Source organism: Streptococcus sp. 27098_8_109 (assembly GCF_041432295.1).
Lineage (GTDB): Bacteria > Bacillota > Bacilli > Lactobacillales > Streptococcaceae > Streptococcus.
Genome location: NZ_JAPVZJ010000010.1, coordinates 30,376 through 45,247, shown reverse-complemented (window position 1 = coordinate 45,247; position 14,872 = coordinate 30,376). Strand labels below are relative to the sequence as shown.

Genomic DNA, 14,872 nt, shown 5'->3' with positions numbered 1-14,872 from the left:
TTTCCTATCATTTCAATAGAAGAATCATCTTCTTACCTTAATTTCTTTCTCAGTAACCAATCCGTATCTACTTTTTGACCAACCATAAAATGATGTTGGCTAAATTTTTCAAAACCATATCGATTATAAAACGCTTGAGCTTTTGTATTATGCTCCCAAACACCTAGCCAAGCCCAAGAAAAACTATTTTTTGTAGCAAGTTCAAGAGCAAATTCAAACAGTTGCTTACCTAGTCCAAATCCTTGGAATTTTTGTAGCACATAGAGACGTTGAATTTCAAAAGCATCCTCTAATTCTCTCTCAGTCTGAGCACTTCCCCAGTTGACTTTGAGAAAACCAGCTATCTCCTCTTCATGCATAATGAAGTAGGTTTCGGATTCTGGATTTTCCAACTCAGTTGACAAAACTCTCAAACTATAAGCCTCTTCAAAGTATTCCTGTAACTGCTCTTCCGTATTATCATGAGCAAATGTTTCACGAAAGGTTTGTTTGGCAATTTTGGACAACACCTCAACATCTGCCATTTCTACTTTTCTAATCATTATTTAAACTGTTCTGAGAAGCGGACATCTCCTTGGTAGAATCCACGGATATCGTTGATTCCGTAACGGAGCATGGCTACACGCTCTTGTCCAAGACCAAAGGCAAAGCCAGAGTAAACAGTCGCATCGATGCCACTCATTTCAAGGACACGTGGGTGAACCATACCGGCACCCATAATTTCGATCCAACCAGTTTTCTTACATACGTTACAGCCTTCTCCACCACACTTGAAGCAAGAAACATCCACCTCAACAGATGGCTCTGTGAATGGGAAGTAAGATGGACGCAGACGGATCTGACGCTCTTCACCGAACATTTTTTGCACAATCAACTGAAGGGTTCCTTGAAGGTCTGCCATAGAGATATTTTTCCCAACAACCAAGCCTTCAATTTGGTGGAACTGGTGACTATGGGTTGCATCGTCTGTGTCACGACGGAAGACACGCCCTGGTGAGATCATCTTCAAAGGACCTTTAGAGAAATCATGGGCATCCATGGCACGCGCTTGAACTGGAGACGTGTGAGTACGGAGCAAGATTTCTTCTGTGATGTAGAAAGTGTCCTGCATATCACGGGCTGGGTGGTCTTTTGGAAGATTCATACGCTCAAAGTTATAGTAGTCTTGCTCCACTTCAAAACCATCCACAACTTGGTAACCCATCCCAATGAAAATATCTTCGATTTCTTCACTGGTTTGTGTAAGGACATGACGGTGACCAGTCGCAACTGGACGACCTGGAAGCGTCACATCGATACTCTCGCTGGCAAGTTGAACTGCGACTTTCTTTTCTTCCAAGAGTTTAGCTGTTTCTTCAAAGGCTGCTGTCAAGACATCACGCGCTTCATTGACGTGTTTACCGATAATTGGACGCATCTCAGCCGACACATCTTTCATCCCTTTAAGGATTTCAGTAAGCGAACCCTTTTTACCAAGGACAGAGACACGCAATTCTTGCATCTCTTTTTTATTTTCAGCAGTAATCTGCTTCAAGCTAGCCAGCGTTTCTTCGCGAAGCGCTTTTAATTGTTCTTCAATAGTTGACATAATTCCTCCATCAGTCCCTCGTAGATAAAAAGAAAACCACATGTCAAAAACTCCACTCGGAGCGTTGACACGCGGTACCATCCGTTTTCATCTGACAAGTCAGACCTTCATTTCTAAATCCATGCGCAAGTGAATTCACCCAGCTTTCATATAGAGAGCTTGCAGTCACGGCTCTCCTCCCTGATATACTTCCCTTGAGTTACTAGTCTTGCAGATTTCTATTCAATTACTACATAGTTTATCAGATTTTGAGTTAAAAAACAAGTTAGATTAGATTAATTTCAATACAAAACTCATTCCTTTTTCTGTTGCTCCATTTTCCACAAATCCAAGCGACTTGAAACACCTCCTAGAAGCATGATTGTAGGTGTAGATTTCCTTGACTCTCAATTCTTTCCATCCTTTTACTCGAGCCAATTCAATCAAAGCACTTAGAATCTTTTTTCCAAGTCCTCGATGTTGGTAAGCGGAATTCCCAATCACAATGGGGAGATTATCCTGAGATAGTGTAACATCCCCAATTGGAAACCATTCTCCCTTCTCCTTGACTTCAATCCAAAAAAGTTCACCATGCTGATCCAAATGGGAATACATAGCTTCCAAAGTTTCTTGACTATAAGGTTTCTTCACACCATCTACGAGGTGAACTAAGTTCACATCCTGATACCAAGCAAAAGCTTCTTCACAATGATTGACCTTATAATAAGGAACAAGACGCAGTGCATTATCTATTTGTAAAATCCGTTTCATCTGCTTTCCTTTTCCACAAAATAGTTGCTGCTTGATTAAAACCATCACACCAGTTATACCATTTTGCTTCATACTCATCTTGAGCTAAGATATGATTTTTTAAATCCAGAACAGAGTAAATCATTCTTTCCTCACAAGCTTGCGCATAGAGATGATATAGTTCATCACCACCATCTCTATCCCACTCAGCAGAAATCGTATCCCGACCTGCCAATAAAGCCTGATAAGCCCTGTGATGTCCATCTGTAATCAACAAGCAATTTCCAAAGGCAAGAATACTGATTGGATCGACTTGGATTGTTTCTGCCGACTGGTAAAGCATCTGAATATCTTGCAACTTCTTTTCTGATAAGTATAGTTGAGTCGGATGAAGATCTGCTATATTGACTTTCATTTCTTTCTCCTCAAAGGAATTTGATACTCACTTCTGCTTGCCTTTAAATCGCCATTGGAATCGGAGCTTGTCATAGAAGGGAAACTCGATAAACAGGACTCCCAAGCCCACACAGAGACTGGCAAGGACATCTGATGGATAGTGAACTCCCAGATAGACCCTTGATACCAGCACACTGACTAGGTAGAGACCAAGGACGATTTGTACGATTTTTCTCCAGACTGGATTTTTCATCCGTTGACTGAGAATGATAATCAGAGAACCGACCATCAAGGTTACAGCCAGAGAATGGCCACTTGGAAAGGAAAATCCCTTCTCCTCAACCAAGTGTAAAATAGCTGGTCGTGGGCGCTGGTAAATATTTTTAAAGGTCACGATTAAAAGACCTGCCAAAGCCAGATTTCCCAGCATGAAGAAACTTTCTACCTTCCACCGCTTACGATAAAAGACAAAAGCTGTAATGACAACCCAAGTGATAATCACTGGAATATCAATCAAGCGTGTGATGGCCCTAAAAAGAATAGTCAAGTAATCTGGCAAGTCTCCTCGAACGGCAGTCTGTATCGGTTGGTCAAAACCGACCAGCGTTTCAGGGTAAAATTTGACCATGTAGCCAAGAATAACGAAAAGTAAAAGGGCAAAACTGCCCTTCATTAAAAATGTTTGTTTATCTCTCATAATGTTTTAAGGTTGGTTTCAAGAGAACATACAACAACCAGAATGAAACGGAAAAGATTACACCCTCAATCAAGTTAAAAGGTAATACCATGGTCATTAGGTAGTTGGAAAGTCCCAAAATTTTTCCAATATCAAAGTTAGCAAACTTAGCGTACAAAGGAACAGCATAAACATAATTGAGAACCAACATAGCCACGGTTAAACCAATAGTCCCAGCTAGAGAGCCTAGTAGGAAACGAAGGGTTGTCCGTTCCTTTTTCCAAATCAAAGCAAATACGATGACAAAAACTCCCAAAGCTACGATATTCATTGGCAAACCAATGTAAGTATTCACTCCCTGACTGTTAAGAAGCAGTTTCAAGAGTGAGCGAAGCAAGAGAACTCCTAGAGCAGCAGGCAAATCCATGACCACTAAGCCCACAAGGACTGGCAAGATACTAAATTCGATCTTGAGGAAGGACGCCGCTGGTAAAAGCGGAAAGTCAAAGTACATCAGCACAAATGAGATGGCTGATAAAATCGCAATGGTCGAAAGTCGACGTGTGTTTGTCATAACAGGTTCCTCCAATTTTCTATAAAATCAGAAGAAGTTAGAAAGGATTCCTCTATCTATTCTCACTTTTTATATCCCAAAAGTTCCCTCTCACTCTATCAAAATAAAGCAAGCGGTTACAATTAGACTATAAATCTATCAGAACAGACAAAGCTATTCTTTCGTCTTCTCCCATCCAGACTATACTGTCGGTTGTGGAATCTCACCACATCAGCTTGCGCTCGCGGACTTCTTTAAAGAGAAGGAAATAGAGATTTTTCTTTTAGACTAGGCGACAAGCTGTAGGCATAACTTCTGGTTAGGCAAAGCTTGTCAACAAAGTATAAAAGGAAAAGATCATTTCCTAGTTAAAGTCACCGCCGGTCGGGAATCACACCCTGCCCTGAAGACTCTTTTATCATAACAAAAAACGCTTGCAAGCGCAAGCATTTAGTTCATTTTCATTTTCATTTTTTATTTCAATTTATCCACTTCATAGGTATGAACGAGCTCAAGACCTGCAAAGTTCTGCTGGCGGAGGGCTTCGTAGACAATCATGCAGACGGTATTAGACACATTGAGACTGCGGACATGTTCATCATTCATGGGAATACGGAGAGCCTTTTCAGGATGTTCTCGCATAAAGTCCTCAGGCAAGCCCTTGTCTTCACGTCCAAAGAGAAAATAATGGTCCTCGTCAGTCGATAAATCCACATCAGAATACACTTTCTCAGCAAATTTTGAGATCAGATAGAGTTTGCCCTTCATCTGAGACATGAAATCCTCCAAACTCTCGTAAAAATAAATCTCTAGTTTATCCCAATAATCCAATCCAGCTCGCTTCATCTTGCGGTCATCAATAGGAAAGCCCATTGGCTTGATGATGTGGAGGGGAGAATTGGTCGCAGCGCAAGTACGCGCGATATTGCCTGTATTTTGTGGAATTTGAGGTTCAAATAATACAATGTGATTTGTCATGACTTGCTTCCTTTCACCATTGCAAAAAAATAGCCACACTGCCCGGAGTCAAGCTCAGCAAACAGCGTGGTTAAGGCATCGTTAACTTACCTCACAACAGGTTTGAAGTAAATCAGCGAAACTACTTTCTTAGTATAACACTTTCAGAATCATTGTCAATAGAAACGACTTGATTTTTTCAATTTTTTCAAGCTATTTCCAAGGGTTGTAAAATCGTCCGTGATTCTGCAAGATAAGTAGTAAACTAGCTACTAAAAACAAGGCTGCCAAGAGCAAGGTAAGATAGTCTCCTTTTTTCAAGGCCTGATAACTATACCAAGTGCGTTTTTTCTCTTTCCCAAAGCGTCGAAGCTCCATGGCGGTCGCGATAGTATCAATGCGTTCTAGCGAACTGAAAATCAAGGGAGTAATAATGCGTAAATTGCCTTTGATTCGTTGCATAAGAGAAGCTTTCTTGGATAATTCCATCCCACGCGCTTCCTGAGACATCTTGATAGTAAAGAATTCTTCCTGCAAATCTGGAATATAGCGCAAGGTTAGACTGACAGAATAGGCAATCTTATAGGGCACACCAATTTGATTTAAACTGGAAGCAAACTGACTAGGGTGGGTTGTTATCAAAAAGATAATAGCCAGAGGAATGGTGCAAAGGTACTTAATAGCCAAATTTAGCAGATAAAAGAGTTCTTGACTGGTCAGAGTGTAGGCACCGATTCCTTGCCAAATCACACTTCTCTCTCCATAAAGTCCAACCCCATACTCGGGAGAAAAGAGATAGACCATCAAGACGTTTAAAACGGCAAATACCGTCGCAAAAACGGCTACAAAGGAAACATCTTTAAAACGGATTTCTGACAAATAGAGGAGAAAGACCGAAAAGATGGCAATCAGAACAAGCAGTCTGGTATCATAGCTAATCATGGCCGCCAATGATACGAGAATGAAAAAGAGAAGTTTACCAGCTCCTGACAAGCGATGAATCACAGTATCTCTATGCTGGTAACCAATTAATTTAGCTTGCATCCTTCTCTCCTTTCTTTGTAAAATGCCGTTAAAGCAAGTGGAGCCACGTCGAGTTTCTTAGCCAAGTTGAAGATAGAAGTTTCTTTTAGATTGGCTTTTACTAACAGCTCAGGATTGCTCAACAGACTAGCTGGATCAGTATCGGCAATCAATTCCCCATCCACCATGACAAGAGCCCTATCCGAATAATCCAGCATCAATTGCATATCATGGGTAATCATGACAATGGTATGACCTTTTTGATGCAGTTCTTCAAGAAATTCCATAATCTCAGTATAGTTCTTCTGGTCTTGACCTGCAGTCGGTTCATCTAAGAGGATAATTTCAGCTCCTAAAACCAAAATCGAGGCAATAGTGACACGTTTTTTCTGACCAAATGACAGGGCAGAAATGGGCCAATTACGGAATTCATAGAGACCACAGATTTTCAAGGTTTCATAGACTCTCGTTTCAATTTCCTGCTCGTCCACACCTCGCAAACGAAGTCCCAGAGCCACCTCATCAAAAATCATATTGGTTGAAATCATTTGATTAGGATTTTGCAGCACATAGCCTACTCGTTCCGCCCGTTCTGCTACCGAATCTCCTTTTATATCCTGCTCTTCCCAAAGATAGCGGCCTTCCGTCTGGATAAAGCTACTTATGGCCTTGGCTAGAGTTGATTTCCCTGCTCCATTTTTTCCGACAATGGCAATCTTTTCACCCTTTTTAATATCTAAATAAATGGATTTTAAAATCGGTCTATCATCATAAGAAAAAGACAGATCCTCTAATTTAAAGAGTGACTGCAATTCTGGGGTTTCTTTTACCAGTTCCGTCCGCAACTGAATCTGGCCTTTTGAGATAGACAAGTTATCCAGATTTGCTAATTGTTCTTCCTTGGCTAAATCCACACCCAATTGACGGAGAGTGGTTAGATAAAGGGGTTCTCGAATTCCATTTTGGGTCAATAAATCAGTCGCCAGTAGCTGGTCAGGGCTCCCATTAAAGAGAATACGACCATCATTGATCAAGACAATCCGATCCACAGGGCGATGCAGAACATCCTCCAAACGATGCTCAATAATAAGTGTCGTCGTTCCCTCTTCCTTATGAATCTGGTCAATCAATTCGATAATATCCTGACCTGACTTGGGATCCAGATTGGCGAGTGGCTCATCAAACAAGAGAATCGGACTTTCATCAATCAAGACACCAGCCAGACTGACTCGCTGCTTTTGTCCACCTGACAAATCCTGAGGACGCTGAGACAGTAAAGAAAGAAGGTCCAGCTTTTCAGACCATTTATGAACACGGCTTTTCATCTCTTCTAAACTTGTTACATCATTTTCTAGAGCAAAAGCCAAATCCTCTGCCACGGATAAACCGATAAACTGCCCATCTGTATCCTGCAAAACCGTGCTGACCAGATGAGACTTATCATAGATACTCATATCAAAGGCCGCTTGCCCCTTGATCAAAAATTCTCCAGACGTCTGACCCTTGTAAATATTGGGAATAATCCCATTCAAACACTGACCCAAGGTAGACTTACCTGACCCAGATGGCCCAACAATTAAGACTTTCTCTCCCTTGTAAATGGTTAAGTCCACCCCTTGCAGGGTCGGTTCTTGTTGTGTTTCATACCGGAAAGAGAAATCCTTCCACTCAATTATAGCTTCTTTCATCTTACTCTCTTCATTCGCTTCTTAGACTTCTATTTTATCATAAATCTACCCCTTCTTGCAGTCTCTTCTCTTAAAATCTTAGCGCCAAAAAGATTCCTATCCCAGCTTACTTGCCTAACTAATCTATAAACATCGAAAAAGACTGGTTGCCCAGCCTTCCCCATGATTTTAGTCCTTTTTCAAACTTCCTGCACGAGTTTGAGTTCCTGCATAGGCAAGCAAGAGAAGAGTTCCTGCAATAGCTACAGATACACCATTAGCAATTCCCGCAACAATCCCTTGGGCAAATACTTTTTCTGCAGCTTCTTGATAAATCACAACATCTCCAAGTGGTGCCAAGATACCCCAAACAAGAGCATTTGCAAGTAGTTGAATGAGGTTAAAAATAAGAATATCTTTCCAGTCAAAGACACCATTGATCACGCGAACGTACTTTCTAAATAGCCCCACAGCTAGACCAAAGAGCCCGCTAGCAATAATCCAAGTCCACCATAGACCGTAGCCAGCAAGAGAGTCCTTCACTGCATGCCCAATTAAACCAACAAGTAGTCCCACTAGAGGGCCAAAAATAATAGACAAGAGGCTCTGTACCGCATACTGAAGCTGGATGCTTGTATTTGGAACAGGCGTTGGAATACTGATCATCCCGATGACAACAAAGAGCGCAGCTCCAACACCGATAGCAACAACTTGTTTAATTGATTGATTTTTCATCTATATTCTCCTATTTTATGATTCTATTTTCTTTATTTCAATGGTCCAAGATGAACCGACGCCCACATTATAAGCCTTGGCAAAGGAACCTTGGTTGATAGCCAGACCTAAACGATAGAGAGAGTTGATGTAAAGGATGGGTTGCCCAATTCTCACATCTGCAAATGATTTGCCATAAACAACCTGATTTTGATAGACCAGCATATCAGCGTGATAGATAGTCACTTCAAAACGGTCACCGAATGCTGGTTCCAGCTTGTAAAATTCTTCTCGCGTGATAGAGGTCCAGAGCGAACCAAAACGCACATCCAGAATATCAATAGCTCCCTTTACCAGATGATCTTCAATGATGGTCTCTACGACTGGAAGTTCCACAATCTGATCCACACTGAGCTCCGGCCCTACTTCCTCAAAACTAATGTGACCGCTGGCCAGTTTAGCACCAGTATAGGCATAGACATCACGACCGTGGAAGGTATAAGAATGCTCTGTGTTTTGACGTCTATTGGCTACCTCAGAAATTTCACGAATGGCTACAATACCAACGTGTTTCTTGATAAAGGAAAGAGTCCCATTGTCTGGCGTGACAATATATTGATTTTTTGCAGTCTTGGCAACCACGCTCTTACGTTTTGAGCCGACACCCGGATCGACAACCGATACAAAAGTCGTTCCCTCAGGCCAGTAATCCACCGTCTGAAAGAGACGATAGCTCCCCTCAAAAATATTATAAGGCGTGATATCGTGCGTCAAGTGATGGATTTTTAAGGTTGGAGACTCTTCTAAAGCCACTCCAATCATAGCCGATACCGCACCATCAACCAGACCAAAGTCTGATTGTAATACCAGTAAATTATTATTCATTTTATCTCCTTGTATATCCTTTATCATACCATATTTCAGAGAAAGGTGCTAATAGCTATTTCAATTGATTAGGGTATAGTTTTACCTTATAGCAAATTTCCTACTAAAAACTCTGGTGATTAGCTAGTAGGTGCATTTTTTCTTGAAAAAAGGTATGATAGTTACATCATGAAAAAGTAGGTTTTATTATGAAAATTATCCTTGTCGGAGGGGGAAAAGTTGGTTCTGCCCTCTGTCGCTCCTTGGTTGCAGAAAAGCATGATGTTTTGCTGATTGAGCAAGACGAAGCTGTCCTCAATCATATTGTCAATCGCTTTGATATCATGGGTATCCTTGGTAACGGGGCCGATTTTACCATCCTTGAGCAAGCCAGTGTCCAGGATTGTGATATCTTTATTGCCCTGACTGAGTACGATGAAGTCAACATGATTGCAGCCGTTCTAGCTAAAAAAATGGGAGCTAAAGAGACCATCGTTCGGGTGCGGAACCCTGAATATTCTAACTCTTATTTCAAGGAAAAGAATATTCTCGGTTTTTCTCTTATCGTTAACCCTGAGCTCTTGGCTGCCCGCGCTATTGCTAATATCATTGACTTCCCCAACGCCCTCTCTGTCGAACGTTTCTTTGGTGGACGGGTCAGCTTGATGGAATTCGCTGTTAAATCCTCCAGTGGTCTTTGCCAAATGCCCATTTCTGATTTTCGGAAAAAATTTGGCAATGTCATTGTCTGTGCGATAGAAAGGGATCATCAAATTATCATTCCAAGCGGTGACATGACTGTACAGGATAAAGATAGAATCTTTGTCACTGGTAACCGTGTTGACATGATGCTCTTCCATAATTATTTCAAGTCTCGTGCCGTGAAGAGTCTTCTTATTGTTGGAGCTGGTAGAATTGCCTATTATCTACTAGGTATCCTCAAAGACAGTCGTATCGATACCAAGGTTATTGAAATCAATCCTGAAATCGCTAGCTTCTTTAGCGAGAAATTCCCAAACCTCTACATCGTTCAAGGAGATGGTACCGTAAAAGATATCCTGCTGGAAGAAAGTGCTCAAAACTATGATGCCGTTGCGACTCTAACAGGGGTCGATGAGGAAAATCTGATTACCTCTATGTTCCTTGACAGGGTAGGTGTACAGAAAAATATTACTAAGGTCAATCGTACCAGTCTCCTCGAGATTATCAATGCGCCTGATTTTTCAAGTATCATCACACCTAAAAGCATCGCTGTAGATACGATTATGCACTTTATTCGTGGCCGTGTTAATGCCCAGTATTCAGACCTTCAGGCCATGCACCATCTAGCCAATGGCCAAATCGAAACCCTGCAATTCCATATCAAGGAAGCCAATAAAATGACTGCCAAACCTCTTTCTCAACTGAAACTGAAAAAAGGGGTTCTTATTGCAGCTATCATTCGAAAGGGCAAGACTATTTTCCCTACAGGGGAGGATATGCTGGAAGTCGGAGACAAGCTCCTAGTAACAACCTTGTTGCCAAACATCACCAAGATTTATGACTTGATCGCGAGGTAAGAAATGAATAAAAGTATGATTCGTTACCTCCTTTCAAAATTACTTTTGATTGAAGCTGTTCTTCTTTTGGTTCCTGTAGCTGTTGCTATCTATTACCGTGAATCGAGCCAAGTCTTTACAGCCCTCTTTACAACGATTGGGATTCTCGTATTACTAGGCGGTTCAGGAATTTTACAAAAGCCAAAAAATCAACGGATTTATGCCAAGGAGGGAGTCTTGATTGTTGCCCTCTGTTGGATCCTTTGGTCCTTCTTTGGTGGTCTCCCCTTCGTCTTTGCTGGGCAAATTCCCAGCGTTATCGATGCCTTTTTTGAAATCAGTTCTGGCTTTACAACTACTGGAGCAACTATTCTGAACGACGTTTCGGTTCTCAGTCGTTCCCTCCTCTTCTGGCGAAGTTTTACCCACTTGATTGGAGGGATGGGAGTGCTTGTTTTTGCACTTGCTATTATGGATAATGCCAAGAATAGCCACCTAGAAGTGATGAAGGCTGAGGTTCCTGGCCCTGTTTTTGGTAAAGTAGTATCCAAACTAAAAAACACTGCCCAGATTCTCTATCTCCTTTATCTAGCTCTCTTTTCCCTCTTTGTCATCATCTATTATCTAGCTGGTATGCCCCTATTTGATAGTTTTGTCATTGCCATGGGAACAGCTGGTACAGGAGGTTTTACAGTCTATAACGACGGGATTGCCCACTATGGTAGCTCACTAATTACCTATCTGGTTAGTATCGGAGTTTTGGTTTTTGGGGTAAATTTCAATCTCTACTACTACCTTATGCTCCGTCGCGTCAAGGCCTTCTTTGGAGATGAAGAACTTCGAGCTTACTTGGTCATTGTTCTGGTTTCTACAGGCTTGATCAGCCTCAATACCCTCTATCTCTACCCAGGATTTTCTAAGAGTTTTGAAATGGCCTTCTTCCAGGTTTCCAATATCATTACAACGACTGGTTTTGGATATGGAGACATTACCAACTGGCCCCTCTTCTCCCAGTTTATCCTTCTCTTCCTCATGGGAATCGGTGGTTCTGCTGGTTCAACCGCAGGTGGACTCAAGGTTATTCGAGGCCTTATCCTTTCAAAAATTGCCAAAAACCAAATTTTGTCAATCCTATCGCCCCACCGTGTTTTGACCCTCCATGTTAATAAAACGGTGATTGACAAAGATACCCAGCATAAGATTCTCAAGTACTTTGTCATCTATTCTATGATTTTGCTATCCCTTATCTTTATTGTCAGCCTAGATAGCAATGATTTTCTGGTTGTAACCAGTGCTGTCTTTAGCTGTTTCAATAATATCGGACCTATTCTAGGAACCACTTCTAGCTTCGCAATCTTTAGTCCTATCTCAAAAATTCTCCTCTCCTTTGCAATGATTGCAGGTCGATTGGAGATTTACCCAATCCTACTTCTCTTTATGAAAAGAACTTGGTCTAAGAGATAAAATACAACCACACCTTGTTCCATACAAAGTGTGGTGTTTTTATTTTCATACTCTTCGAAAATAAAATTCAAACCACGTCAGCTTCGCCTTGCCGTATATATGTGACTGACTTTGTCAGTCTTATCTACAACCTCAAAACAGTGTTTTGAGCAACCTGTGGCTAGCTTCCTAGTTTGCTCTTTGATTTTCATTAAGTATCAAATACCTCCCGCAACTCAACAAGTATCTTTGAATCCCGGTCAGACATTTCAGTACCTGACTTAAGGAATGTAAGAGCCCAAAAACAACCCTCAGTCGACTGACCGAGGGTTCCTTATTTCATTATTCAAGAACTTGATTAGCTCAACGCATCCAAGGCATCGTCCATTGAAAGAACTTCGTGGAAGACACGTTGTGTCAATTCAGTTTTTTGTTCTGGAGTGAGGTATTTAGTGTTTACACAGTATCCAGAGATACGTACGATAACGTCTTCGCCTGACATGATTTTTTCGTAAACATCGTTCAAGTCCATAACGTTCAAGTTAACGTGTTGTCCACCATTTTCGAAGTAACCATCAAGGATTGTTACCAAGTTATCAACTTGTTCATCACGAGTCTTACCTAGAGCACGAGGTGATACTTGTGTAGTCAATGAGATACCATCAGCTGCATAACTAAAGTCAAGGCTAGAAAGTGAGTTCAAGTTTTGCAACCATCCACCTTTAGCTTTGTTAGATGGGTTAGCACCTGGTGAGAAGAATTCAAGTTTAGACAAGTTCACAGAACCATCTTCGTTGAGGTATACACCTTTGTGGACTGGTGAGTTACCAGTTTGTTTAGAGTAAGCAACGTTAGATGTGATAGTCAAAAGTGAAACTGTAGCTTCTGCATCTTTGTAAAGTTTGTGGCTACGTAGACGAGTTGTGTAAGCTTCGATCAACCATTCTGCCAATTCGTTTGAACGAGGATCATCTTCACCCCAACGTGGGTATTCCCCGATTGTTTCGTAATCGTAGATGTAGCCATTTTCATCACGGATTGGTTTAACTGTAGCGTATTTGATAGCTGACAATGTATCAACAGTGTTAGCAAATCCACAGATACCGAATCCCATGTTTGCACGTTGTTTAGTTGGCAAGAAGGCCATTTGAACAGCTTCGTAGTTGTACTTATCAGTCATGTAGTGGATGATGTTCAAAGCATCTACGTAAGTGTCAGTCAACCAGTCAAGAGATTTTTCAAAGTTTTCTTTAACTGATTCGAATTCAAGAACTTCGTCACGGATTGGTTCGATGTCAAATACTTTGTAGTCTTTGTGAACATCGTCGTAACCACCGTTCAAACCAGTAAGAAGGGCTTTCAATACGTTTACACGCGCACCGAAGTACTGGATGTTGTGGCGTTGTTCTTCATTTTCTGGGTCAAGTGGAGACACACAGCATGAGATACAGCTCATTTCACCGTATCCGTCTTTGGCCATTGTTGTAACACCTTCGTATTGGATAGAAGAGTGTTTGTGGCTCATATGCATACAGTAGCGACGGAAGTTGTATGGCAATTTGTCAGTCCAAAGAACTGTCAAGTTTGGTTCTGGAGAGTTACCGATATTGTCAAGAGTGTTCAAGAAACGGTAGTCCATCTTAGTAACACGGTGACGACCGTCGTTACCCATACCAGCCATAGAAGTTGTGATGAAAGTTGGGTCACCTGAGTACAATTGGTCATAAGCTTTTGTACGAGCAAATTTAACTGTACGAAGTTTCATAACGAAATCATCAACGAATTCTTGGATTTCTGATTCAGTAAATGTACCACGAGCAAGGTCACGTTCTGCAAAGATGTCCAATACGATTGGCACACGTCCTAGAGATGTAGCAGCACCGTTGATAACACGGCAGACAGACATGAAGGCGATGTTAACCCATTGGATTGCTTCTTTAACGTTCATCGCTGGTTTGCGAACGTCAACTCCGTAAAGGTCACCCAAGCGAACAACTTGTTGCAATGCTTGGTATTGAAGGTTGATTTCTTCACGAAGACGGATTGTTTCTTCATCGATTTCTTCGATTGCATTCCAGTCGTTTACTTTTTCTTGCATCAAGTAGTCTGCACCGTAAAGAGCAAGACGTGCGTAAACACCGATAATACGTCCGCGTGAGTATGCATCTGGAAGACCAGTTACAGTGTGAGCGTGACGAGCGCGACGAATGTTTGAAGTGTAAGCGCGGAAGATACCGTCGTTAACTGTTGTTACGTATTTAGTGAAGATTTCGTGAACAGCTGGGTCTGGTTCGTATCCATTTTCTTTCAAAGTGGTTTCAGCCATACGGATACCACCTTTTGGCATGAAGTTCAATTTGAAGAGTTCGTCATTTTGGATACCAAAGATAACTTCGTTTTCTTTATCGATAAATCCTGCAGGGATATCAGCGATAGAAGTTGGACGAGTGTCCATTGGGAAACGAGTTTCTTCGTAGTGTGCTTTAGTTTCTTCTACAATTTTTTTGATGTGAAGTGAACGTTCTGTTGGTCCTGCGAGGAAGCTTTCGTCTCCATCATAAGGTGTGTAGTTAGCTTGTACGAAGCGTGATACACTTGCTTTTTCTTTCCAATCTACGCCTTTGAAGCCTTCCCAAGCTTTGTCAAAAATATCTTGTGCTTCAACAACTGTCTTAACAACCATGTTAATGTCCTCTTTTTTCTTTCTAGTAACAACCATCTGTT

Annotated in this window: 14 protein-coding genes and 1 riboswitch; of the genes, 2 read left to right on the top strand and 12 right to left on the bottom strand. The window is 41.5% G+C overall.

The genetic code is table 11. The features are described from left to right. Positions 1-32: 32 nt before the first annotated feature. The 11 genes from O3664_RS05385 to O3664_RS05335 form a co-directional block, all read right to left on the bottom strand. Entirely contained in the window at positions 33-542 is a 510-nt protein-coding gene (locus O3664_RS05385) for a GNAT family N-acetyltransferase (protein WP_033686356.1), read from the bottom strand. Further along, positions 542-1,588, bottom strand: coding sequence for a phenylalanine--tRNA ligase subunit alpha (pheS, locus tag O3664_RS05380; RefSeq protein WP_371613722.1), 1,047 nt, complete (start codon positions 1,586-1,588; stop codon positions 542-544). The genes O3664_RS05385 and pheS overlap by 1 nt, the downstream gene beginning before the upstream one ends. 270 nt (positions 1,589-1,858) lie before the next feature. Continuing rightward, the gene (locus O3664_RS05375; RefSeq protein ID WP_025171450.1) at positions 1,859-2,308 is read right to left on the bottom strand and encodes a GNAT family N-acetyltransferase; all 450 of its coding nucleotides are present in this window, start codon (positions 2,306-2,308) and stop codon (positions 1,859-1,861) included. 4 nt (positions 2,309-2,312) lie between these two features. After that, positions 2,313-2,732 (bottom strand): chromosome partitioning protein ParB, encoded by a 420-nt coding sequence (locus O3664_RS05370; protein ID WP_000867300.1) that lies wholly within the window; start codon positions 2,730-2,732, stop codon positions 2,313-2,315. Positions 2,733-2,759: 27 nt separating this feature from the next. Then, complete coding sequence (locus O3664_RS05365; RefSeq protein WP_024056908.1) at positions 2,760-3,410, bottom strand: phosphatase PAP2 family protein; 651 nt, start codon at positions 3,408-3,410, stop codon at positions 2,760-2,762. Next, positions 3,400-3,963: an ECF transporter S component gene (locus tag O3664_RS05360; RefSeq protein WP_000185834.1), complete on the bottom strand. Its 564-nt coding sequence runs from the start codon at positions 3,961-3,963 to the stop codon at positions 3,400-3,402. Before O3664_RS05360 ends, O3664_RS05365 begins: the two co-directional genes overlap by 11 nt. A gap of 159 nt (positions 3,964-4,122) precedes the next feature. Next, positions 4,123-4,357: riboswitch (FMN riboswitch) on the bottom strand. 59 nt (positions 4,358-4,416) lie between these two features. Continuing rightward, positions 4,417-4,920 (bottom strand): tRNA (cytidine(34)-2'-O)-methyltransferase, encoded by a 504-nt coding sequence (locus tag O3664_RS05355; protein WP_000181382.1) that lies wholly within the window; start codon positions 4,918-4,920, stop codon positions 4,417-4,419. A 192-nt stretch (positions 4,921-5,112) separates the two neighbouring features. Beyond that, complete coding sequence (locus tag O3664_RS05350) at positions 5,113-5,943, bottom strand: energy-coupling factor transporter transmembrane protein EcfT (RefSeq protein WP_033685550.1); 831 nt, start codon at positions 5,941-5,943, stop codon at positions 5,113-5,115. Next, positions 5,928-7,610, bottom strand: a complete 1,683-nt coding sequence (locus tag O3664_RS05345) for an ABC transporter ATP-binding protein (RefSeq protein ID WP_033685552.1) — start codon at positions 7,608-7,610, stop codon at positions 5,928-5,930. Before O3664_RS05345 ends, O3664_RS05350 begins: the two co-directional genes overlap by 16 nt. 168 nt (positions 7,611-7,778) lie before the next feature. Beyond that, entirely contained in the window at positions 7,779-8,324 is a 546-nt protein-coding gene (locus O3664_RS05340; RefSeq protein ID WP_371613721.1) for an ECF-type riboflavin transporter substrate-binding protein, read from the bottom strand. 15 nt (positions 8,325-8,339) lie between these two features. Beyond that, entirely contained in the window at positions 8,340-9,188 is an 849-nt protein-coding gene (locus tag O3664_RS05335; RefSeq protein ID WP_001063590.1) for an S-adenosyl-l-methionine hydroxide adenosyltransferase family protein, read from the bottom strand. 188 nt (positions 9,189-9,376) lie between these two features. On the opposite strand from O3664_RS05335, the gene trkA reads away from it, so the two are divergent. Next, positions 9,377-10,726: a Trk system potassium transporter TrkA gene (gene trkA / locus O3664_RS05330; RefSeq protein ID WP_229294486.1), complete on the top strand. Its 1,350-nt coding sequence runs from the start codon at positions 9,377-9,379 to the stop codon at positions 10,724-10,726. A 3-nt stretch (positions 10,727-10,729) separates the two neighbouring features. Then, positions 10,730-12,169 (top strand): TrkH family potassium uptake protein, encoded by a 1,440-nt coding sequence (locus tag O3664_RS05325; RefSeq protein ID WP_033685556.1) that lies wholly within the window; start codon positions 10,730-10,732, stop codon positions 12,167-12,169. 337 nt (positions 12,170-12,506) lie between these two features. On the opposite strand, the gene pflB is transcribed toward O3664_RS05325, so the two are convergent. Further along, entirely contained in the window at positions 12,507-14,831 is a 2,325-nt protein-coding gene (gene pflB, locus O3664_RS05320) for a formate C-acetyltransferase (RefSeq protein WP_020901544.1), read from the bottom strand. Positions 14,832-14,872: the final 41 nt, after the last annotated feature.